A 20,161-nucleotide genomic window follows, 5' to 3' on the forward strand; every position below is an offset into this window, starting at 1 on the left:
CGGCTGTTATCTGATAAATTCTACTTGTTACCCGGTTTAAAATCCGTCGCATACCAGCCGGTGCCCTTAAGCTGGAAACCGGAGGATGAAATCAACTTGGTCAACGCGGGCTGCCCACACGCCGGGCAGTCTGCCAGTGGCGCATCGGAAAATTTTTGCAATTTCTCTAACCGATGGTTGCAAGCACCACATGCATATTCATAAATCGGCATAGGTCGTTGGATTAAAGAGTGTTGAAAAAAGGGAGTCATTATAAAGGAAATTCATCCGCCCGATAAGTGCGAACACAGCATTGTTACTGCACTAAATGGCGCGTTTTTGCTCGAATCAACACATCGGTTAACAAATTTCCCATTAACCTGCGACAGTTTTTTCACGTAGCCTGAATCTCCCCCGGTTTTGCGCCGAACGCAGCTCGCCCGGCGCACCGAACAGTTTTTATCCACTTCGCAACGAGATGAAATCCATGCTGAAACTTGACGCCCAAACCACCGCTCTGGTGCTGATCGATTTGCAAAACGGCATTCTGCCCTACGCCGGCGGCCCGCACAGCGCCGACCAGGTGGTGGCGAACGCCGCCCTGCTGGCCGCCCGTTTTCGTCTGCTGGGCGCGCCGGTGCTGCTGGTGCGCGTCGGCTGGTCAGACTCCTTCGCCGAAGCGCTGAAACAGCCGGTGGACAAACCGGCTCCCGCGCCCGCCGGCGGCTTGCCGGCCAGTTGGTGGGAATTCCCCGCGCCGCTGGCGGTCTGCGACAGCGATATTCTGGTCACCAAGCGCCAATGGGGCGCCTTCTACGGCACCGATCTGGATTTGCAGCTGCGCCGCCGCGGCATCAAATCCGTGGTATTGGGTGGCATATCCACCAATATCGGCGTGGAATCCACCGCCCGCGCCGCCTGGGAGCATGGCTATGAGCTGGTGATCGCCGAAGATGTCTGCAGCGCGCAGAACGCGGAAATGCACCGTTTCGCGTTCGAACATATCTTCCCGCGTTTGGCGCGGGTGCGCGACACCGGCGAAATTCTTGCCGCGCTCGAGCGGTAACGTTAAGTTGTAGCCTGATAAGCCAAGGACAAGTAAAGGAAGACGACGCCGTGATCTACATCGGACTGCCGCAATGGCAACATGCAGCCTGGAATCGCATCGGGCTGCGTGATTTGGCGGATTACAGCCGCTATTTCAACTGCGTGGAAGGCAATACCACCTTCTACGCGCTGCCGAAGCTGGAAATCGTGCAGCGCTGGCGCGACATGACCGGTGACGATTTTCGCTTCTGCTTCAAATTCCCGTCGGACATCAGCCACAAGGCCGCCCTGCGCAACTGCGCCGCCGAGCTGCAGGCGTTTTACCACTGCCTGAGCCCGGTGCATCAACGCATCGGCCAACTGTGGCTGCAGTTGCCCGCCGCCTTCGGCCCCGATGAGCTGCCGCGCATGTGGCAGTTCTTCGCAAGCCTGCCGAAGGAATTCACCTACGGCGTAGAAGTGCGTCATCCGGCGTTTTTCGCCAAGGGCGAGGAAGAGCGTGCGCTGAATCAGGGATTGCACCAGCGCGGCATCAATCGGGTGATCCTCGACAGCCGCCCGGTGCATCACGCCGCCCCCAACACCGCCGCCGTGCGCGATGCCCAGCAGAAAAAGCCGAAGCTGCCGGTGCACGCTCTGGTCACCGCCGACCAACCGCTGGTGCGCTTTATCGGCGGTGACCAATTGGCCGACAACCTGCGCTGGTTCGAGGCCTGGCAGCAAAAACTGCCGCTGTGGCAGCAACAGCATCAGCCCTATCTGTTTATTCATACGCCGGACAACGGCGATTCGCCCCAGCAGGCGCAAAAAATTTGGCAGCAGCTACGGCTGGCGATCCCCGATTTGCCTGCGCCGCCGGACTGGCCAGAACAAGATGCACTGTTTTGACCTATTAATCTGACCAATAACATCAAATATTTCCCCGCGACAGTGAATACAATGACGGCTATGATGCTGGCTGCCAGTTTTGGTTAGGGAACGGAGTTAAAAATGGTAAGCGCGCTTTATGTGGTGCTCGGCGCATTGTTGTTGATCAAACTCTCTTATGACGTAGTCAGATTAAGGATGCAGTACCGCGTAGCCTATGGCGACGGCGGTTTCTACGAATTGCAGACCGCCATCCGCGTGCATGGCAACGCCGTTGAATACATTCCGATTGCTGCCGTCTTGCTGGTGATTATGGAAATGAACGGCGCGGAAATCTGGATGATTCACCTTTGCGGCCTGATGCTGATGGCCGGGCGACTGGTGCATTACTACGGTTTACGCAACCGCGAGGTTCGCTGGCGCCGTTCGGGCATGGCCGCGACCTATATCTCTTTGTTGTTGATGGTTCTGGCAAATATCTTCTATCTGCCCTGGGATCTGATTTTCAGCCTGCACTGATCTCGTTTTATCATCAGGCGGCCGCGCCGCCTGCTTCCGCTCCGCTTTTTTGCGCTTTTCTGTTAGACTACGCAGCTTCGAATTCTGAACTGATTTGCCGCTATGCCAAACCGCGATACCCTTTTTTCCGCCCCCATCGCCAAACTGGGCGACTGGACCTTTGACGAACGCGTCGCCGAAGTGTTCCCCGACATGATCCAACGCTCCGTTCCCGGCTATTCCAACATCATCTCGATGATCGGCATGCTGGCCGAGCGCTTTGTGCAACCCGACAGCCGGGTGTATGACCTGGGCTGCTCGCTGGGTGCGGCGACGCTGTCGATGCGGCGGAATATCAAGGTGCCCGGCTGCAATATCGTCGCCGTCGACAATTCGCCGGCGATGGTGGAACGTTGCCGCCGCCATATCGACGCCTTCCGCGCCGACACGCCGGTCGATGTCATCGAAGCCGACATTCGCGACATCGAGATCGAGAACGCCTCGATGGTGGTACTGAACTTTACGCTGCAGTTCCTCGAACCGGCCGATCGCCTGCGTCTGCTGGAGAAAATCTATCGTGGCCTGCGCCCGGGCGGCGCACTGGTGCTGTCGGAGAAGTTCAGCTTTGAGGACGCTGAAGTCGGCGAGCTGCTGTTCAACATGCACCACGATTTCAAACGCGCCAACGGGTACAGCGAGCTGGAGATCAGCCAAAAACGCAGCATGCTGGAAAACGTGATGCTCACCGACTCGGTGGAAGCGCACAAGGCGCGCCTGCAACAGGCCGGGTTCGAGCATGCCGAAGTGTGGTTCCAATGCTTCAACTTCGGTTCGCTGATCGCCCTGAAAGCGGGGGATGCGCAATGATCGAGTTCGGTGATTTCTATCAACGCATCGCCAAAAGCCCCCTCAGCCATTGGCTGGACACGCTGCCTGCGCAGCTGAGCGCCTGGCAACGCGAATCGCTGCACGGCAAATTCAAACAGTGGTTCAACTCGGTCGAGCATTTGCCGACGCTGACCCCAACCCGCCTCGATCTGCTGCACGGCGTGCGCGCCGAGATGGAGCCGGGCCTGTCGCCGGGCCAGCTTGAAGGCATCGAGAAAATGCTGCGCACCCTGATGCCATGGCGTAAAGGGCCCTTCTCGCTGTATGGCATCGATATCGATACCGAATGGCATTCCGACTGGAAGTGGGATCGCGTGCTGCCGCACATTTCTCCGCTGGCCGGCCGCACCATTCTCGACGTCGGCTGCGGCAGCGGTTATCACCTGTGGCGCATGATTGGCGCCGGCGCACACCTCGCCGTCGGCATCGATCCGATGCAGCTGTTCCTGTGTCAGTTCGAAGCGGTGCGCAAGCTATTAGGCGGCGATCAGCGCGCCCACCTGCTGCCGCTCGGCATCGAGCAGTTGCCGGAATTGGCGGCATTCGACACCGTGTTCTCGATGGGGGTGCTGTATCACCGCCGCTCGCCGCTCGATCATCTGTATCAGCTGAAAAACCAGCTGGTGGCTGAAGGTGAACTGGTGCTGGAAACGCTGGTGGTGGAAGGCGATCGCCACCAGGTGCTGGTGCCGGGCGATCGTTATGCGCAGATGCGCAACGTGTATTTCATCCCTTCCGCCGAGGCGCTGAAATGTTGGTTGGAGAAGTGCGGCTTCGTCGACGTGAAGATCGCCGATATGTGCGTCACCAGCCTCGAAGAGCAGCGCCGCACCGGCTGGATGACCAGCGAATCACTGGCCGAATTCCTCGATCCGAGCGATCGCAGCAAAACGATCGAAGGCTATCCGGCGCCCCTGCGCGCCGTGCTGACCGCCAAAAAGCCCTAGCGCTCGCTAATCGGGCCGGCCTGGGCCGGCCCGACGTTACCCGTTGTTGACATCGACAATCCGCAGCTCATACACCATGGTCGCGTTCGGCGGGATCTGCGGCGCATAGCCCGTTTCACCGTACGCCAACGCCGGCGGCACCACCATCGTCAGCGAACCATGATTTTTCAGATGGCCGATCGCCTCGCGGAACAACGGCGGATAGGCAGAGAGCGGCTGTGACATCACCTTCCCACTGCGATCCATATCCTGAATCACGCTGCCGTCGGTTAAACTTTCCTTCACCACGATGTCCACCCGCGCGTTTTCCTTAATGGCTTCATCACCCGCATAATCGATGCGATACCAGAAACCGGAAGGCGACTTCTGCGTGCCCTTTTTCTTTTTAAACTCGGTGACGAACGCCTCGCCCTTGCTGGTTTGCACCTTCGCTGCCTGGTTCCGGGCGTCGTTCACCGCTTTTTCCGACTCCGCCAGCGCACGGGTCAACTGCGCATCGCTTAGCTGGTAATGGCCGTTGAAGGTATCGATCACGCCCGCCAGCAGCACGGTTTTATCGGGATTGATGCCCCAATTTTTACGCTCCGCCAGCATCGTTTGAATATCGCGCCCCAAAGCGACACCGGCAGCATAGCTCTGTTGCGCCGGCTTTTTCTCGAGCGCCTGTGCATCCGGCAACCATTTGGCGCGAGAGCGCAGCCCATCCAGCTCCTCACGCAATGCCTGCTGCGTTTGGTTGGCGTCCGCTAGCGCCAATGCGTTTTTTTTCGCCTGCTCCGTCGTTTTCGCCAGTTGCAGCGTTGATTTTTCGCTTTCCGCCACCGCCGTTGCCAGCCGCTGCGCCAATGCCTTCGCCTGCTCGGTTTGCGTCTTGTTTTTTTCCTGTAGCTGCGCCAGCTGTTGCTGAAGTTCGCCCGTCGCCTTGGCGGCTTCGGCCTTTTGCTGTTCCAGCGCCGTTTTCAGGCTTTTCTCTTGCCGCTCGGCCTGTTGGCGTTGTTCATCCAGCTCTTTCTGCCGCAGTGCCAGCTGCTGCTGAAGTTCTCCCGTCGCCTTGGCGGCTTCCGCCTTCTGTTGCGCCAGCTCAGCGGCGGCCGCTTGTTTGTCCTGCTCATAACGCTGGCGCGCTTTATCGTTGGCGGTCTGCGCCGCCGTCAGTTTCTCCTGCCAGGCGTTATCCGCCTGTTCAGGCAACGCCGCCAGCCGTTGTTCCAGCAAGGCGATACGCCGATCGCGCTCCTCGGTTTGTTGTTTTTCCTGCGCTAACGCTGCCTGCGCCTCGGCGATCTGCGCCTGAGCCTTGCGCTCCTGCGGCGTCAGGTTCAGCGCCCGTCGCACGCCGCTGGCGAAGTCGCTCAACGCGCTCAGATCGGGAGCAGCTGTCGGTTTATCGGCAGCCGTCAGGGACGACGCAACCCGCAACGCGGTCAGCTCCTGCTGCAGTGATTGAATAGCGGTTTGCTGTTGCTCCAATCGAGCCTCTTTCTCGCGCAGCGTCTTTTGCAACTGCGCCAGTTGCTTTCGCTGCGAGCTCGTTTCACGCGGTTGAACCGGCCGGGGCGCCGGCTTTTGGGTTTCCCGGGAGGGAGTAACCGCGGCGTCAGCTGCCGGGGCGTCCTGCAGCTGGTAGCGCTCGGCGAACTGCAGTAATGCCGGCACATCGTCATCCGCTGCGGCCATCGCTGGCGCAAACGCCAGCGGTATCATCAGGCTCAGCAACGCCTTTCTCGCACGAGGGGTCATTGGGCGCGCTCTCCGCGCTCAGCCAGGCCGGTCATCATGGCAGAACTGATGTCCGCGCACAGACGGCTGGTGCGATAACGATACAGGGCGTCGACGGTTTCCTGCGTGCCCGTGTTGACCCGCTGGCGCACCCCGGCATACTGCGCGGCGCCGCCCATCAAGGTATCGAATTCGCGTTTGAATTTTTGGTATTTTTCGTTATCCATGCCGCGCATGGCATCCAACTCGCGCTGGCACTGCTGTATACGCTCGGCTTCACGCTGCCGCTTGTCTTGTTCCGCAATGTCTTCTGCACTGGGCGGCTTACTTAATGCAGAAACAGGCCGCTTGGCGGTCTGACAGCCGCTCAGGGTCAAGGTCAGCAAAAGCGCAGCGGTCAAACAGTGTGCCGTTCGGGTCATTATCGTTATCTCCTTGTTAAGTCCGCCGCCAACGCGCTCCGCGGCTGCATCGACGGCTCTCCTCATTAATGATTAATGCTGTGATGTTCCGACCATAGGCCGGAGATGAACGGGTATGAAAATGCAGACGTGGCGATGAGCGGCAGAGCGCAAATCATTCACCACGAAAATGCATACCAAAAAATCATTTAATATTATGATATTTAAAGGATTTTAACTCACAAACTTATCAGCAGGGCATGATGAGCGCAAGAAGAGATGGGGGGCAGTGCGACAGAGAAACAGCGTGAAACGGGCACTGCGTCTTCGCAAGACATAAAAAAAGCCCCGGCAAAACGCCGGGGCCTGGTACTTGCGTGATCGCCGAGGGCTCAGTGACACGCAAAGGGGTCTTACGGCCCGGAAACCGGTTGTCAAACGCGGTTAGCTGCGTGTTTATGCGCTTTGCGCCAGGGGATCAACCAAGGCCAGCGCGTTTTTCATCGCCTCCACCATTTCGCCATCCACGCAATAATGGCTAAATTCGTCAAACTCGTTATCGGAGCACATGGTGACGCCCGCCTTGCGGTAACGCATGGTCGACGGCACCAGGTGACCGGAAGAACTGTGCAGTTCATGCAGGCCAATATCGACAAACTTGTGCAGATTGCTGAGGCGCACGCCGGCACCCGCCATGATTACCGGGCCCTGACTGGCCTGGCGCAAATCGCGCAGCAACGGCAGGCCCAGTTCGGCGCTCTGCTGCTGGCCGGAGGTCAGAATGCGCGCCACGCCCAGCTCGCTCAGTTGCTCCAACGCCACCATCGGGTTCTGGCACATATCGAACGCGCGATGGAACGTCACCGCCATGCCCTCGCACAGCCTCATCACTTCGCGCATGCGCGGCAGATCGATGTGCCCTTCTTCGTCCAGCATGCCAACCACTACGCCGGGGAACCCCATCTCGCGGATCTGGCGGAGATCCTGTTTGATCACCTCGAAATCCACCGCGCCGTAGCAGAAATCGCCACCGCGAGGGCGAACGATCGGATGCACCGGGATCGAAACCCGTTCGCGCGCCAGACGCAGCGTGCCATAGCTCGGCGTCAATCCCCCCTCGCTCTGGCTGGCGCACAACTCAATGCGATCGGCGCCCGCCCGTTCGGCCGTCAGCGCACAGTCGACGCTAAAGCAACAAACTTCCAGTTTTATCATTGTCACCCCCAGATAACGGCCAACATACGGCGGCAATTGTTCATTTCTTCATTTCTCACGTAGGCTCATGCATAGGCATAAACCGGCTCAGGGTTGTAACTATGGCATTCAATTTTGATCAATGGGTAGACCGCAGTCACAGTGACAGCGTTAAGTGGGATAAATATCGCGGCAGCGACATCATCCCGCTTTGGGTCGCCGACAGCGATTTCACCTCACCGCCGGCGGTGATCGAAGCCCTGCAGCGCCGCGTGGCGCACGGCGTATTCGGCTACACTCACCCATCCCCTGATCTTATTGAGGTTTTTACCCGCCGCATGGTAGAGCGCTACGGCTGGCACATCAAGCCCGAATGGATCATTTTCCTGCCTGGGCTGGTGTGCGGCCTGAACCTGTGCGTGCGGGCCTGCACCGAAGGACATCAGAGCACGCTGGCCCCCTCTCCCATTTATCCGCCGTTTCGCAAAGCGGCCAAATTCGCCGGGCGCGAGCACCTCGCGGTGCCGCTGAAGGCGACCGGCCAACGCTGGGTGCTGGATTTTTCCTCGCTGCATGATCGGCTGAGCGGCAACGAGAAACTCCTGTTGCTGTGCAACCCGCAGAATCCCGGTGGCACCGTTTATCGCCGGGATGAGCTGTTGCAGCACCATCAGTTCGCTCGCGAGCACGATTTAATCGTCTGTTCCGATGAAATCCACTGCGAGCTGCTGCTTGAACCCGGCGTGCGGCATACCCCTTTCGCCACCCTGAATGACGATGCGGCCCAACGCAGCGTGACGCTGATGTCGCCGTCAAAAACGTTTAATCTCGCCGGACTGGGCGCTTCACTGGCGATCGTTCCCAACGAAGCGCTGCGACAAAAGCTGAAACGCGCGCGCAGCGGTATCGTGCCGGAGGTCAATCTGTTGGCGCTGGTGGCGGCGCAGGCGGCTTATCAATACGGGCAACCCTGGCTGGATGAGCAGTTGATTTATCTGCGCGCCAATCGCGATCGGCTGATAAAGCGTATCAACGCCATGCCGGGTTTGACGTTGCTGCCTGTCGAGGCCACTTACCTGGCCTGGATAGACTGCAGCGCGTTGCCGGTGGATAACCCGCATCAGTTCTTCGAACGTGCGGGCGTTGGGCTAAGCGCCGGTTTGGACTTTGGCGATCGGCGCTTTGTGCGGCTTAACTTTGGTTGCCGATGGGCCCTGCTCGATGAAGCGCTCGATCGCATGGCGCGAGCCTGTGCGGCACTGCCTGGCTAACCTTGTTCGCTGGCGACGATGTCTCGAATGGAATAAGGATGAAACTTGATCGTGACCGTTCCGTCGGTGATGGCCAGCGTCGGGTTCGGCAGCCGTTCGCCCTCGCCTTTTGGCGAGCTTTGCTTCAGCTTGATCCCCGGCGCCAGCAACGCTTCATCGGCCAGGTGGCTCAACGCCCGGGCGTACAGCGTCTGCGGATCGCCACTGAGCACTAATTCGACGTGTTCCCAGCCTTCGTGCGGATAGCGTTTCTCCCCCGGATACGGCAGTTCGATGCAGTCTATCCGCCACGGCCCAACGGCCAGTGGCTGAGACAAATCGAACAGACAGATAGGCCGCCCGTTGATCATCGATTCGGACAGCAGTGTCCCGCACTGCATCAGCCCTTGGCGCCAGCGCTCGGCGGTAGCGTTCTGGTGACAGCGCAGTGAGATGTGATCGGCGGTAAACGCGGACAGATCAAGCCGCAATTTGGCGGCAAATTGGTGCAACGCCTGTTCGAAACGCGGCAGGTCGAGCTTCAGATCGTCAAGCTCGGCAATGGCTTGCAAGGGAGTGGTCATAGGAACCTCAAAACAACGGGGCGCAAAGTTAAACGCCGTAATTTACACGCTGGCGACAGCGCTCGCCAGCGTTGCGAGGTTTTTCGGCGGCAGTTCAGCATGATTTTTGGTTGCGGGCACGGAGAATAAAAGCCGGATTTTTATTAAGGTGACAGCTTATTAAATCAACGGAAAAATAAAAAATAAGATTTTTCGCAAGACATTATACCTTTTCTTTATGACGCTATGATTTAAGTTATTTTGCACAAAATCCTCTGCAGGCCATTGGTCAAGCCGATTGAATCGCTGGGTTTAATCAAAACGACTCACTTATCAATGTCGCACAAATCCGCAATCACAACCCATTGTAAAAAAAGAAAATAAAACGCATTAATTGATTAAAAGCTAAGGATTATCTTAATTTAACCCCAGACAATTGATTCACCAAGACAACTCGGCTACTTTGGAGGAAATTTAAATTCGAGATGATCATTATGTTATTGCTGACGATATCCTTGGTGTTGATAATTATCGCCGTATACGCCATCTACCGTCATTTCAAATCACGCAGCGTCAACACGCTGGATGCCGGTCGCCGCAATAAAAAGCGCTAGCTTCGCAACTCTCCCCTCCGTACATTCTGTTCAGCTCATTCCGCTTTTCACCTTCCGGCAATCAACGCGCCGCACCCGACAACTGTTTCATCGCAGCGGCCGCGCCAACTGCTGACGGACTCCGTCAGATCGGTTACAATTGCAGGCTGTTTTGTGGCGGTCGCCCATCGCGCCCGCCACCGTTGAATCCCACAGGGGCTGGCTTCAGCCCCTCGTTCGTCATTAAGGTAACCCGGTGAATATTCAGGTTCTTCTTTCAGATAAAGTCAGCCAGGCGCTGATCGCCGCTGGCGCGCCAGCCGATTGCGAAGCGCAGGTCCGCCCTTCCGCCAAGGCGCAGTTTGGTGATTACCAGGCCAACGGCGTGATGTCCGTCGCCAAAAAGCTGGGCATGCCGCCCCGGCAGCTGGCGGAAAAAGTGGTGCAACTGCTGGATCTCGGCGACGTCGCCGGTAAAGTGGAAATCGCCGGTCCCGGCTTTATCAACATTTTCCTGAACAGCGACTGGGTCGCCCGCCAGGCCGACCAGGTGCTGAACGCACCGAAACTGGGCATTGCGCCGGTTGAGCCGCAAACCATCGTTATCGACTACTCCGCGCCGAACGTGGCGAAAGAGATGCACGTCGGCCATCTGCGCTCCACCATCATCGGCGACGCCGCGGCGCGTACCCAAGAGTTTCTGGGCCATAAAGTGATCCGCGCCAACCACGTCGGCGACTGGGGCACCCAGTTCGGCATGCTGATTGCCTACCTGGAAAAAATGCAGAACGAAAACGCCAGCGACATGGGCCTGTCCGATTTGGAACAGTTCTATCGCGAAGCCAAGAAGCATTACGACGAAGACGCCGAGTTCGCCGAGCGCGCGCGCGCTTACGTCGTCAAGCTGCAGGGCGGCGATCAGTACTGCCTGAAAATGTGGCGCAAGCTGGTCGACATCACCATGGCGCAAAACCAGCTGACCTATAACCGCCTGAACGTCACGCTGACCGAAGACGACGTGATGGGCGAAAGCCTGTATAACGCGATGCTGCCGGGCATCGTCGCCGATCTGAAAGCCAAAGGGCTGGCGGTGGAAAGCGAAGGTGCCACCGTGGTGTTCCTCGACGAATACCAGAACAAGGACGGCGATCCGATGGGCGTCATCATCCAGAAAAAGGATGGCGGCTATCTCTACACCACCACCGATATCGCCTGCGCCAAGTACCGCTACGAAACCCTGGGCGCCAATCGCGTGCTGTATTACATCGACTCCCGTCAGCATCAGCACCTGATGCAGGCCTGGACCATCGTGCGCAAGGCCGGTTACGTGCCGGAGTCCGTCTCGCTGGAACACCACATGTTCGGCATGATGCTGGGCAAAGACGGCAAGCCGTTCAAAACCCGCTCGGGCGGTACGGTGAAGCTCTCCGATCTGCTGGATGAGGCCATCGAACGCGCCGAACAGCTGATCGCCGGCAAAAACCCGGACATGCCGCAAGACGAAATGAAGACCGTGGCTCGCGTGGTCGGCATCGGCGCGGTGAAATACGCCGATCTGTCGAAAAGCCGCACCACCGACTATGTCTTCGACTGGGATAACATGCTGGCCTTCGAAGGCAATACCGCGCCTTATATGCAATACGCCTATACCCGCGTGGCATCGGTATTCAAGCGCGCCGGGATCGACGAAAGCAGCCTGACGCTGCCGCTGACGCTGACCGAAGAGCGTGAAATTGCGCTAGCTACCCGCCTGCTGCAGTTCGAAGAGGTGCTCACCACCGTCGCGCGTGAAGGCACGCCTCACGTCATGTGCAGCTACCTGTACGATCTGGCCGGCTTGTTCTCCGGTTTCTACGAGCACTGCCAGATCCTGAACGCCGACAGCGAAGAAGCGCGTCAGAGCCGCCTGAAGCTGGCGCTGCTGACCTCGAAAACGCTGAAAACCGGTCTGGATACGCTGGGCATCGAAACCGTCGAACGCATGTAAACCGCACCGCGCGGAAAGCAAAAAGGTCGCCTGGGCGACCTTTTTTTGTTCTTGCTTTCGGCTCAGGCGGCGCGGCGCGCAAAGTCGCGCGGGCGGAAGCCCAACCCTACCAGCACGCCAAAGTAGGCCACCACACCGGCCACCACCACCGCAGCCAAACGCAGCAAACGTTCCAGCATATTGCCCTGATCCCAGGCCGGCATCAGCCACATCACGCCAATCAGCACCGCCGACATCACCAGCACGGCGATCACCAGCTTGGTGAGGAACAGCGCCCAACCCGGCTGCGGCTGGAAGATCTTCTGCTTGCGCAGCTGCCAATACAGCAGCGAGGCGTTCAGGCAGGCCGCCAAACCGATCGACAGCGCCAGGCCGGCATGCTTCAGCGGGCCAATAAACGCCAGGTTCATCACCTGCGTCATAATCAGCGTGATGATGGCGATCTTGACCGGCGTTTTAATGTCCTGCCGCGAATAGAAGCCCGGCGCCAGCACTTTAACCACGATCAGCCCCATCAGCCCAACCGAGTAAGCCACCAGCGCGCGTTGCGTCATCGCCGCGTCAAAGGCGCTGAACTTGCCGTACTGGAACAGCGAAACGGTCAATGGCTTGGCCAAAATGCCGAGCGCGATGGCGCTCGGCAACGCCAGCAGGAAGCACAGACGCAGCCCCCAATCCATCAGGCGCGAATACTCGTCGTGGTTGCCGCTCGAGAAGCTTTTGGCCAGCGACGGCAGCAGGATGGTGCCCAGCGCCACGCCCAGCACGCCGGAGGGAAACTCCATCAGGCGGTCGGCGTAGTACATCCAGGACACCGAGCCGGACACCAGGAACGAAGCGAAAATGGTGTTGATGATCAGCGAGATTTGGCTGACCGACACCCCGAGGATCGCCGGCCCCATCTGGCGCATCACTCGCCAGACCCCGGCATCGCCCAGCTTGAGGCGCGGCAGCACCAGCATGCCTATCTTGCGCAGATGCGGCAGCTGATACCCCAGCTGCAGCACGCCGCCCACCACCACCGCCCAGGCCAGCGCCAGCACCGGCGGGTTGAAATACGGAGCGGCGAACAGCGCGAAACCGATCATGCTGACGTTAAGCAGCGTTGGCGCAAAAGCCGGGATCGAGAAGCGGTTCCAGGTATTGAGGATCGCCCCCACCAGCGACGCCAGTGAGATCAACAAAATATAGGGGAAGGTGATGCGCAGCAGCGCCGACGTCAGGGCAAACTTGTCGGGCGTATCGGTAAAGCCCGGCGCAGTAATGTAAATAACCCAAGGGGCGGCCAGCATCCCCAGCACCGTCACCACCGCCAGCACCAGCGTCAGCAGCCCGGAGACATAGGCAATAAAAGTGCGCGTCGCCTCTTCACCCTGCTGGCTCTTGTATTCGGCCAGGATCGGCACGAAGGCCTGCGAAAACGCCCCTTCGGCAAAGATACGGCGTAACAGATTCGGGAGTTTGAACGCCACGAAAAAGGCGTCCGTTGCCATGCCGGCCCCGAACACGCGCGCGACGATCGCATCGCGGGCAAAGCCCAACACCCGCGAAAACATCGTCATCGAGCTGACGGCAGCCAAGGATTTGAGTAGGTTCATGTGGTTGTCTGATAGGTACCGTAAATATCAACGCCTGCAACAGCAGGCGTCAGTGAAACAATCGGCTCAGTTTACGCATCCGGAAAAGAATAGCTACCGCCATATGTTACATAGAGTTATCCCGCAGCAAACGCTCGACCACCCGCTGGGCGGCCAGCGCCTGTTCGCCGCCGGTTTCCGGCGCGCTCTGATTGGCGACGGCATCAAGGAAATGCCGCACCGCCCCGTCGAAGCCGCGTTGCACCAGCGTGCTTTGCCAGCCCGGCACCGGCTGCTCCAACTCGCCCTGCGCATCTTCACGCAGCCAGTGGCGCATATCGGTCAACTGATACAGCGCGCCGTCGGTCACCGCCTGCACGCTTTCGCGCTGGCTGCCGCCGCGGCGATGCATACTGGTCGTCACCTGCGTGTCGCCGCAGGCGAAGTGATGCTCGGCGTACAGCATTTCACCGGCGGCGTTGGCGCGCAGGCTGCCGCTCAGCAGTTGCTCCCGCCCGCCCGCCAGCCACAGCGCAGTGTCCACCACGTGCAGGTAATCATCCAACAGAGTAAAACGCAGATCGTGCGGGCCGACGCTGTCCGCCCGATGTTTATCCATGCGAATGGAGGCCGGCTGATTCATTCGCTGTTTGAGCTGCCGGTAAAGCGGCGCGAAACGGCGGTTGAACCCCACCATCAGCGTTTTGCCTCGCCGCTCGGCCTGCTCAAGCAGCTGCTCGCCCTGCTCCAGCGTCTCCGCCAGCGGTTTATCGACGTAAACGTGCACGCCGCGGTTCAGCAGCTCGCCTATCACCGAAAAATGGCTGGCGGTGCTGCTGTGAACAAAGACCGCGTCGCACTGTTCGGCCAGGCTGTCCAGACGGGAGAAACAGGCCATACGGTAGCTGTCGCACAGCGGCTGGGCTTTTTGCTGATTGGGCGAAAAACCGCCCACCAGCGTCCAATCCGCCGCCTGGCCGAGGATTGGCAGATACGCCTTCTGCGCGATACTGCCCAACCCCACCACGCCTACACGCAATTTAGTCATTCGCATCCCTCGCCAACAGCTGTTGCAACTGCCGTTTCAGCTCCGCCACTTCGCTTTCCAATGCGCTGACTCTGGCGCTCAGTTCGCCGTCGTCCTCAGCGTCGAACGCCGCCGGCGGCGCTTCATCAATTTGACCGCTGAACAGATGCATGAACCGGCTTTCGCGCTTGCCCGGCTCACGCGCCAGGCGCACCACGAACGGGCCATCTTCGCGCGTGGCCAGTTGCTGCAGCACCTGTTCGACCTCGCTGACATCGCTGAACTCGTGCATCCGATTGGTGCGGGTGCGCAACTCGCCCGGCGTTTGCGCGCCGCGCAACAGCAAGGTGGCGATCACCGCCAGTTCGGCAGGCGAGAGTTTCAGCTGGCCGAACTCGGAGTTGCAAAACCGCTGTTCGTACTTCACCACCCGATTGCCGAACCCGCTGAGGGTGCGCAGGAAATGTTTGCGCAGCAACAGATCGAGCAGTTGCTGCACTTCGCTTTCGCTCAGGTCCATCACCGGTTCGCGGTTGGTTTTTTGGTTGCATGCCAGCGTAATGGCATTCAGCGAAAGCGGGTATTGATCCGGTGTCGTGACCTGTTTTTCCAACAGGCAGCCGATAACCCGAGCCTCTCTGGCGTTCAATTCATATTTCATCGTTTGGCCTCAACGTGGGGGTAGCCACTCTTTATTGGTGTATGCCGTCAAAACGTGGTCTTGCCACTGGCCGTCGATCAGCAGGTAATCCTTGGCGTAACCTTCGCGTTCGAATCCCAGACGCGTCAGCAATGCGCCGCTGCGCTGGTTGTGTGGCATATAGTTGGCCATGATGCGGTGCATGCGCTGTTGGCGCAGCATATAGCGGATGGCGGACTGCAAGGCTTCGAACATCAGCCCTTGCCCCTGCCATTTTTCCCCCAGCGAATAGCCGAGGAAACAGGCATGAAACGAACCGCGCAGCACGTTGCTGAAGTTCGCCACGCCGCGCACTTCCTGTTCTTCTGGATCGAGCAGGATAAAATAGTAGGCGTTGCCCTGCTTTTGCATTTCGGTGATCATGCCCAGACGCGCCTGCCAGCCGGAAGGATAACAGTGGCTTTCGTCGCGCACCGGCTCCCAGGGTTTGAGAAAGGCTCGGTTCTCGGCATAATAATCCGCCAGGCGATAGGCATCCCGTTCATGCACTAAACGGACCACCATCCGGTCGGTAGTAAGACGTACTTTTGGCGATGCAGAGCGATAGCCGAACATCATTTCCCCCGCAGTCAAAACGGTTCGATAAGAAGTATTTATTAGGAAGCCGAGCGGATCATTATCCTGTGCCGATCTTTTGCCATGGTTTTATTTTGCCAATAGCACCGCAGAACTGCACTTCCCTGCATTCAATATAACCGTAGCCCGCCCCCGAGGTAAAATACCGGCCGCTCAGTAAATCGCCGAATACGCGTTTTACGGCGTTTTTCCGCCAATTTTGCTGCTCAGGTAACACCTTGACGATAAAAAAATATTATCTATGCCTCCCCTGTCGCCGTACGGGAATTGGGTAGAGAATGGAACGGCTGTCTCTCCTTCTTTCTTGATTGCTCATGGTGAAGCATGTCTCTGGTGTCGCAAGCGCGCAGCTTGGGTAAATATTTTCTGTTGCTCGATAATCTGCTGGTGGTTTTAGGCTTCTTTGTCGTTTTTCCGCTTATTTCGATCCGCTTTGTCGATCAATTAGGATGGGCGGCGCTGATCGTCGGCATCGCACTGGGTTTGCGCCAGCTGTTGCAACAAGGGCTCGGCATCTTTGGCGGCGCCATCGCCGATCGCTTCGGCGCCAAGCCGATGATCGTCACCGGCATGTTGCTGCGCGCCGCCGGTTTCGCCACCATGGCGATGGCCGATGAACCCTGGATCCTGTGGTTCTCTTGTGCCCTGTCCGCCCTCGGCGGCACGTTATTCGATCCGCCGCGCACCGCTTTGGTGATCAAACTGACCCGTCCGCACGAGCGCGGCCGTTTTTTCTCGCTGCTGATGATGCAGGATAGCGCCGGAGCGGTGGTCGGCGCGCTGATCGGCAGTTGGCTGCTGCAGTACGATTTCCACTTTGTCTGCTGGGTCGGGGCGGCGATCTTCGTGCTGGCCGCCGGCTGGAACGCCTGGCTACTGCCGGCTTACCGCATCTCTACCGTGCGTATACCGATGAAGGAAGGCATGCTGCGGGTCCTGCGCGATCGCCGTTTCCTCACCTATGTCCTTGCGCTGACCGGTTATTACATGTTAGCGGTACAGGTGATGCTGATGATGCCGATCGTGGTCAACGAAATCGCCGGTTCACCGGCGGCGGTGAAATGGATGTATGCGATTGAAGCAGCGCTGTCGCTATCGCTGCTCTATCCGCTGGCGCGTTGGGGAGAAAAACACTTCCGGCTTGAGCAGCGCCTGATGGCGGGTCTGTTGCTGATGACGCTCAGCCTGCTGCCGATCGGTCTCGCCACCAGTTTGCAGGGCGTGTTCACGCTGATCTGTTGCTTCTATCTGGGATCGATCATCGCCGAACCGGCGCGCGAAACGCTGAGCGCTTCGCTGGCCGATCCGCGTGCGCGCGGCAGCTATATGGGCTTTAGCCGCCTGGGCCTGGCGCTGGGCGGCGCGTTGGGTTATACCGGCGGCGGTTGGATGTACGATACCGGGCGGACGATGAACATGCCGGAGCTACCCTGGTTGCTGCTGGGGGCAGTGGGCTTCGCTACGCTGCTGGCGCTGTACTGGCAGTTCAGCCCGCGGCGCAGCGCGTCGATGATGCTGCACCGCGGTTGACGCCATAGAAATCCGGCCGAATCGGCAACAGCTGCTATCCTGTTAGTAAAAACACCCACAGGAGCCCGTCGGCATGAGCGAAGAAGCAAAATTACCGCAACTACTCGAACATATGATACTGAACTTGCGCATGATTTATGCGCGTTCCACCTTGGTGGAAAAGGCACTGGCCCATATCCTCGCCAGCGACGCCGGCCTGAAAAACGATATTATCAAACAGCTGCAGGTCGTCACCGCCACCAACGAACGTGACAGAATCGACCTCGAAGAAGCTCGCAATCACCTGATCGATGTGCTCAACTCAGTACCGGCCAAGAAATAACGCCTCCTAGCCCGCGCTGGCGCGCGGGCAATATCGCAATAACGCACCATCCAACACACGCACGTCAAGACAGCCTCGATAAGCTGTGGTAACTATTGCTGTTAAAACCTGACAACCCGGAGCAAGCATGAAACTGTTCATTTACGATCATTGCCCATTCTGCGTGAAAGCCCGCATGATTTTTGGCCTGAAACGTCTGCCGATTCGCTTGGTCACATTGCTCAACGACGATGAGACGACCCCGTTCAACCTGATCGGCCAAAAAATGGTGCCTATCCTGGTCAAAGACAACGGCGATGCGATGCCGGAAAGCCTGGATATCGTGCGCTATGTCGACAACCTTGACGACAAACCGGTGCTGACCGGCCGCACCAACCCGGCCATTGCCGAGTGGCTGCAGCGGGTCGGCGGTTACAGCGCAAAATTGCTGTTGCCGCGAATTGCGCATGCCGATTTCGAAGAGTTTGCCACCGACAGCGCCCGCCGTTACTTTATCGATAAAAAGCAGGCGTCTATCGGCGATTTTGCCGAGCATCTCGCCAACAGTGCCGATCTGATCGCCGAACTGGAAGCCGACCTGCAAACGCTGTCGCCGCTGATCGCCTCCGCCGACGCGGTGAACGGCGAACTGTCCGAGGACGATATCCACCTGTTCCCGCTGCTGCGCTCATTGTCGATCGTCGCCGGCGTTGCGCTGCCGGATAACGTGGAAGCCTACCGCAACCGCATGGCGCAGCGCAGCGAGGTGCCGTTGCTGCTGGATATGGAACAATAACGTTCAAGAATGACAAATAAGGATATGGCGTACTGATGTTGAAAATGGTGCTCGCCACCGCTCGCGATCGGGCGCGGCTGAAGGAAATTACCTCCGTTCTGATTCGTTATGGCCTGCAAGACGTTCTGCGTCTGCTGGGCCTGGGGGCTTTGCTGCGCGGCGCCCGCGCTGAATCCGCCCAACAGGACGCACAAACCCTGCCTGAGCGGCTGCGCGAAGCGCTCGAGGCGCTGGGCCCTACCTTCGTCAAATTCGGTCAGATCCTGGCCACGCGTTCCGACCTGCTGGATCCGGCCTGGACCGACGAACTGGATCGTCTGCACAGCCAGGCAGCGGTGTTGCCATGGGAAACGCTGGCGCCGCAGATCGTTGCCGACCTGGGCGGCGAACCCGAGCGGCTGTTCGCCGAATTCGATCGTACGCCGCTGGCGGCGGCGTCGATGGCGCAAATCTACCGCGCACGCCTGCACAGCGGCGAACAGGTCGTGGTCAAAGTGCTGCGGCCCGGCCTGGCGAAAACCATCCACGCCGATCTGCGGCTGCTGGCCTCGCTGGCGGAAACCGTGGAGCAGCAGAGCCCCGCGCTGGCGCGCTATCGGCCGCGGCAGATGGTCAGAGCGCTGGCGACGGCGCTCAATCATGAACTGGATTTGACCCACGAAGGGCATAACTGCGACCGCGTCGCCGGGATGTTTGCGCGTCAACCTGACGTCGTCGTGCCGAAAATCTATTGGCAATGGTCTTCCCCGCGCCTGTTAGTGCAGGAATACTTGCCCGGCACCGCGCCGGAAAACCCTCAGCAGCTGGCGGCAGCGGGCTTTGACGGCCCACTGCTGGCGCAACGCGGCGCCCGCGCCTTTATGAGCATGGTACTGGAGCATCGGCTGTATCACGCCGATCCCCACCCCGGCAACGTCATGGCGCTGAGCGGTGACCGCGTCGGCTTTATCGACTTCGGCATGGTGGGCCAGCTGTCCGAGCGGCGACGCAATCAGTTGCTCCTGCTGCTGCAGGCCATCGCCGATCGTCAGTCCGAAGGCATCGTCAACACGCTGATCGCCTGGTCGGACAGCGAACCGCTGGATCTGATGGATCTGGAGCTGGCGGCGCAAAACTTCCTCGACAAACAGGCCGCCGCCACCCTGACCTTGGGCAAGGCCCTGACCGATCTGCTGGTGATGGCGCGTGAACACCAGCTGGCGCTGCCGCCCGATCTGGTGCTGCTGTTCAAGGCGTTAATCACCGCCGACGGCGTGCTGCACCGATTGGATCCGGCCTTTGACATCGTGGCCACGCTCAAACCGATGCTGCAACAAACCGTGCTGCAACGCTATGCACCCGCTGCCGTGCGCCAGCGGTTGTTGGCCCTGGGCGGGGAAGCGCTCGACGCCGGAGAGGAGCTGCCGCAAACCCTGCGGCTATTGGTTCGCCGCCTAAAACGCGGGCGGCTCAATGCCGATATCAACGTCAGTAATCTTGGCCAGTTGAGCAAAGCGCTGGAACGCGCCGCCGTTACCCTGGCTATCGCCATCGTCACCGCCGCTTTTGCCCTGGGGCTGGCGCCTTATCTGATGCATTCGTCGCTGCGGCTGTGGGGCATTCCGCTGTTCCCGCTGTTGGGGGGCGCAGCCTGCCTGGCCGGCGTGGTGCTCTTGGCGCTGCGATTGCGGCGCTGACGCTTTCGGCGTTATCCGATAGGTGTCGCCCGCTTTTGCGCGCAC

At 59.1% G+C, this 20,161-nt stretch carries 20 protein-coding genes; 11 read left to right on the plus strand and 9 right to left on the minus strand.

Features of this window, described 5'->3' with window-relative positions:
* Positions 1 to 20: 20 nt before the first annotated feature.
* Positions 21 to 251 carry an FmdB family zinc ribbon protein gene (locus tag ACJ8HH_RS09510; protein WP_320204121.1) on the minus strand — a complete coding sequence of 77 codons (231 nt, stop codon included), beginning with the start codon at positions 249 to 251 and terminating at the stop codon, positions 21 to 23.
* Between the two features lie 215 nt (positions 252 to 466).
* On the opposite strand from ACJ8HH_RS09510, the gene ACJ8HH_RS09515 reads away from it, so the two are divergent.
* The 5 genes from ACJ8HH_RS09515 to cmoB all read left to right on the plus strand — a co-directional run bounded on the left by ACJ8HH_RS09515 (position 467) and on the right by cmoB (position 4,226).
* Positions 467 to 1,045 carry a hydrolase gene (locus tag ACJ8HH_RS09515; protein WP_033648128.1) on the plus strand — a complete coding sequence of 193 codons (579 nt, stop codon included), beginning with the start codon at positions 467 to 469 and terminating at the stop codon, positions 1,043 to 1,045.
* 53 nt (positions 1,046 to 1,098) lie between these two features.
* A complete protein-coding gene (locus ACJ8HH_RS09520) occupies positions 1,099 to 1,914 on the plus strand; it encodes a DUF72 domain-containing protein (protein ID WP_086581081.1) in 816 nt (271 codons plus the stop codon).
* A 102-nt stretch (positions 1,915 to 2,016) separates the two neighbouring features.
* On the plus strand, positions 2,017 to 2,412 hold the full coding sequence (locus tag ACJ8HH_RS09525; RefSeq protein WP_004932387.1) for an MAPEG family protein: 396 nt from the start codon (positions 2,017 to 2,019) through the stop codon (positions 2,410 to 2,412).
* 102 nt (positions 2,413 to 2,514) lie between these two features.
* A complete protein-coding gene (cmoA, locus tag ACJ8HH_RS09530) occupies positions 2,515 to 3,258 on the plus strand; it encodes a carboxy-S-adenosyl-L-methionine synthase CmoA (protein WP_033634856.1) in 744 nt (247 codons plus the stop codon).
* On the plus strand, positions 3,255 to 4,226 hold the full coding sequence (gene cmoB, locus ACJ8HH_RS09535) for a tRNA 5-methoxyuridine(34)/uridine 5-oxyacetic acid(34) synthase CmoB (protein WP_033647645.1): 972 nt from the start codon (positions 3,255 to 3,257) through the stop codon (positions 4,224 to 4,226). The genes cmoA and cmoB overlap by 4 nt, the downstream gene beginning before the upstream one ends.
* Before the next feature lie 36 nt (positions 4,227 to 4,262).
* On the opposite strand, the gene ACJ8HH_RS09540 is transcribed toward cmoB, so the two are convergent.
* The 3 genes from ACJ8HH_RS09540 to cutC all read right to left on the minus strand — a co-directional run bounded on the left by ACJ8HH_RS09540 (position 4,263) and on the right by cutC (position 7,561).
* Positions 4,263 to 5,966: an FKBP-type peptidyl-prolyl cis-trans isomerase N-terminal domain-containing protein gene (locus tag ACJ8HH_RS09540; RefSeq protein WP_033647648.1), complete on the minus strand. Its 1,704-nt coding sequence runs from the start codon at positions 5,964 to 5,966 to the stop codon at positions 4,263 to 4,265.
* Positions 5,963 to 6,367, minus strand: coding sequence for a hypothetical protein (locus ACJ8HH_RS09545; protein ID WP_033634859.1), 405 nt, complete (start codon positions 6,365 to 6,367; stop codon positions 5,963 to 5,965). The genes ACJ8HH_RS09540 and ACJ8HH_RS09545 overlap by 4 nt, the downstream gene beginning before the upstream one ends.
* A gap of 435 nt (positions 6,368 to 6,802) precedes the next feature.
* Entirely contained in the window at positions 6,803 to 7,561 is a 759-nt protein-coding gene (gene cutC, locus ACJ8HH_RS09550; RefSeq protein WP_033634860.1) for a copper homeostasis protein CutC, read from the minus strand.
* 101 nt (positions 7,562 to 7,662) lie between these two features.
* Here cutC and ACJ8HH_RS09555 point away from each other — a divergent pair, with 101 nt between their 5' ends.
* Entirely contained in the window at positions 7,663 to 8,811 is a 1,149-nt protein-coding gene (locus tag ACJ8HH_RS09555; RefSeq protein WP_060451626.1) for a MalY/PatB family protein, read from the plus strand.
* Here ACJ8HH_RS09555 and ACJ8HH_RS09560 read toward each other — a convergent pair.
* On the minus strand, positions 8,808 to 9,374 hold the full coding sequence (locus tag ACJ8HH_RS09560) for a VOC family protein (RefSeq protein ID WP_033647652.1): 567 nt from the start codon (positions 9,372 to 9,374) through the stop codon (positions 8,808 to 8,810). The two genes, ACJ8HH_RS09555 and ACJ8HH_RS09560, sit on opposite strands and share 4 nt — an antisense overlap.
* An 828-nt stretch (positions 9,375 to 10,202) precedes the next feature.
* On the opposite strand from ACJ8HH_RS09560, the gene argS reads away from it, so the two are divergent.
* The gene (gene argS, locus ACJ8HH_RS09565; RefSeq protein WP_033634864.1) at positions 10,203 to 11,933 is read left to right on the plus strand and encodes an arginine--tRNA ligase; all 1,731 of its coding nucleotides are present in this window, start codon (positions 10,203 to 10,205) and stop codon (positions 11,931 to 11,933) included.
* A gap of 62 nt (positions 11,934 to 11,995) precedes the next feature.
* On the opposite strand, the gene murJ is transcribed toward argS, so the two are convergent.
* The 4 genes from murJ to rimJ all read right to left on the minus strand — a co-directional run bounded on the left by murJ (position 11,996) and on the right by rimJ (position 15,792).
* A complete protein-coding gene (murJ, locus tag ACJ8HH_RS09570) occupies positions 11,996 to 13,531 on the minus strand; it encodes a murein biosynthesis integral membrane protein MurJ (RefSeq protein ID WP_033654412.1) in 1,536 nt (511 codons plus the stop codon).
* 106 nt (positions 13,532 to 13,637) lie between these two features.
* Positions 13,638 to 14,558, minus strand: a complete 921-nt coding sequence (locus ACJ8HH_RS09575; RefSeq protein WP_033647658.1) for a Gfo/Idh/MocA family protein — start codon at positions 14,556 to 14,558, stop codon at positions 13,638 to 13,640.
* Positions 14,551 to 15,198: a YceH family protein gene (locus ACJ8HH_RS09580; RefSeq protein ID WP_033647660.1), complete on the minus strand. Its 648-nt coding sequence runs from the start codon at positions 15,196 to 15,198 to the stop codon at positions 14,551 to 14,553. Before ACJ8HH_RS09580 ends, ACJ8HH_RS09575 begins: the two co-directional genes overlap by 8 nt.
* A 9-nt stretch (positions 15,199 to 15,207) precedes the next feature.
* Positions 15,208 to 15,792, minus strand: coding sequence for a ribosomal protein S5-alanine N-acetyltransferase (rimJ, locus tag ACJ8HH_RS09585; RefSeq protein WP_033648129.1), 585 nt, complete (start codon positions 15,790 to 15,792; stop codon positions 15,208 to 15,210).
* A 345-nt stretch (positions 15,793 to 16,137) separates the two neighbouring features.
* On the opposite strand from rimJ, the gene mdtH reads away from it, so the two are divergent.
* From mdtH to ACJ8HH_RS09605, 4 genes are all read left to right on the plus strand, one after another.
* A complete protein-coding gene (gene mdtH / locus ACJ8HH_RS09590) occupies positions 16,138 to 17,343 on the plus strand; it encodes a multidrug efflux MFS transporter MdtH (RefSeq protein ID WP_060451628.1) in 1,206 nt (401 codons plus the stop codon).
* 73 nt (positions 17,344 to 17,416) lie between these two features.
* Complete coding sequence (locus ACJ8HH_RS09595) at positions 17,417 to 17,665, plus strand: hypothetical protein (RefSeq protein ID WP_033647664.1); 249 nt, start codon at positions 17,417 to 17,419, stop codon at positions 17,663 to 17,665.
* 127 nt (positions 17,666 to 17,792) lie between these two features.
* Positions 17,793 to 18,440 carry a glutaredoxin 2 gene (gene grxB, locus ACJ8HH_RS09600; protein WP_033647667.1) on the plus strand — a complete coding sequence of 216 codons (648 nt, stop codon included), beginning with the start codon at positions 17,793 to 17,795 and terminating at the stop codon, positions 18,438 to 18,440.
* A gap of 35 nt (positions 18,441 to 18,475) precedes the next feature.
* Positions 18,476 to 20,116, plus strand: a complete 1,641-nt coding sequence (locus tag ACJ8HH_RS09605) for an ABC1 kinase family protein (RefSeq protein WP_033647669.1) — start codon at positions 18,476 to 18,478, stop codon at positions 20,114 to 20,116.
* Positions 20,117 to 20,161 lie beyond the last annotated feature (45 nt).

Source organism: Serratia sp. CY32780 (genome assembly GCF_052169135.1).
Taxonomy (GTDB): domain Bacteria; phylum Pseudomonadota; class Gammaproteobacteria; order Enterobacterales; family Enterobacteriaceae; genus Serratia; species Serratia sarumanii.

Excerpts from the sequence above, each read along its gene's own strand:
- ACJ8HH_RS09510 (WP_320204121.1), bottom strand. The coding sequence starts at position 251 with ATGACTCCCTTTTTTCAACACTCTTTAATCCAACGACCTATGCCGATT.
- ACJ8HH_RS09515 (WP_033648128.1), top strand. The coding sequence starts at position 467 with ATGCTGAAACTTGACGCCCAAACCACCGCTCTGGTGCTGATCGATTTG.
- ACJ8HH_RS09525 (WP_004932387.1), top strand. The coding sequence starts at position 2,017 with ATGGTAAGCGCGCTTTATGTGGTGCTCGGCGCATTGTTGTTGATCAAA.
- cmoA (WP_033634856.1), top strand. The coding sequence starts at position 2,515 with ATGCCAAACCGCGATACCCTTTTTTCCGCCCCCATCGCCAAACTGGGC.
- cmoB (WP_033647645.1), top strand. The coding sequence starts at position 3,255 with ATGATCGAGTTCGGTGATTTCTATCAACGCATCGCCAAAAGCCCCCTC.
- ACJ8HH_RS09540 (WP_033647648.1), bottom strand. The coding sequence starts at position 5,966 with ATGACCCCTCGTGCGAGAAAGGCGTTGCTGAGCCTGATGATACCGCTG.
- ACJ8HH_RS09545 (WP_033634859.1), bottom strand. The coding sequence starts at position 6,367 with ATGACCCGAACGGCACACTGTTTGACCGCTGCGCTTTTGCTGACCTTG.
- cutC (WP_033634860.1), bottom strand. The coding sequence starts at position 7,561 with ATGATAAAACTGGAAGTTTGTTGCTTTAGCGTCGACTGTGCGCTGACG.
- ACJ8HH_RS09555 (WP_060451626.1), top strand. The coding sequence starts at position 7,663 with ATGGCATTCAATTTTGATCAATGGGTAGACCGCAGTCACAGTGACAGC.
- ACJ8HH_RS09560 (WP_033647652.1), bottom strand. The coding sequence starts at position 9,374 with ATGACCACTCCCTTGCAAGCCATTGCCGAGCTTGACGATCTGAAGCTC.
- murJ (WP_033654412.1), bottom strand. The coding sequence starts at position 13,531 with ATGAACCTACTCAAATCCTTGGCTGCCGTCAGCTCGATGACGATGTTT.
- ACJ8HH_RS09575 (WP_033647658.1), bottom strand. The coding sequence starts at position 14,558 with ATGACTAAATTGCGTGTAGGCGTGGTGGGGTTGGGCAGTATCGCGCAG.
- ACJ8HH_RS09580 (WP_033647660.1), bottom strand. The coding sequence starts at position 15,198 with ATGAAATATGAATTGAACGCCAGAGAGGCTCGGGTTATCGGCTGCCTG.
- rimJ (WP_033648129.1), bottom strand. The coding sequence starts at position 15,792 with ATGTTCGGCTATCGCTCTGCATCGCCAAAAGTACGTCTTACTACCGAC.
- mdtH (WP_060451628.1), top strand. The coding sequence starts at position 16,138 with ATGTCTCTGGTGTCGCAAGCGCGCAGCTTGGGTAAATATTTTCTGTTG.
- ACJ8HH_RS09595 (WP_033647664.1), top strand. The coding sequence starts at position 17,417 with ATGAGCGAAGAAGCAAAATTACCGCAACTACTCGAACATATGATACTG.
- grxB (WP_033647667.1), top strand. The coding sequence starts at position 17,793 with ATGAAACTGTTCATTTACGATCATTGCCCATTCTGCGTGAAAGCCCGC.
- ACJ8HH_RS09605 (WP_033647669.1), top strand. The coding sequence starts at position 18,476 with ATGTTGAAAATGGTGCTCGCCACCGCTCGCGATCGGGCGCGGCTGAAG.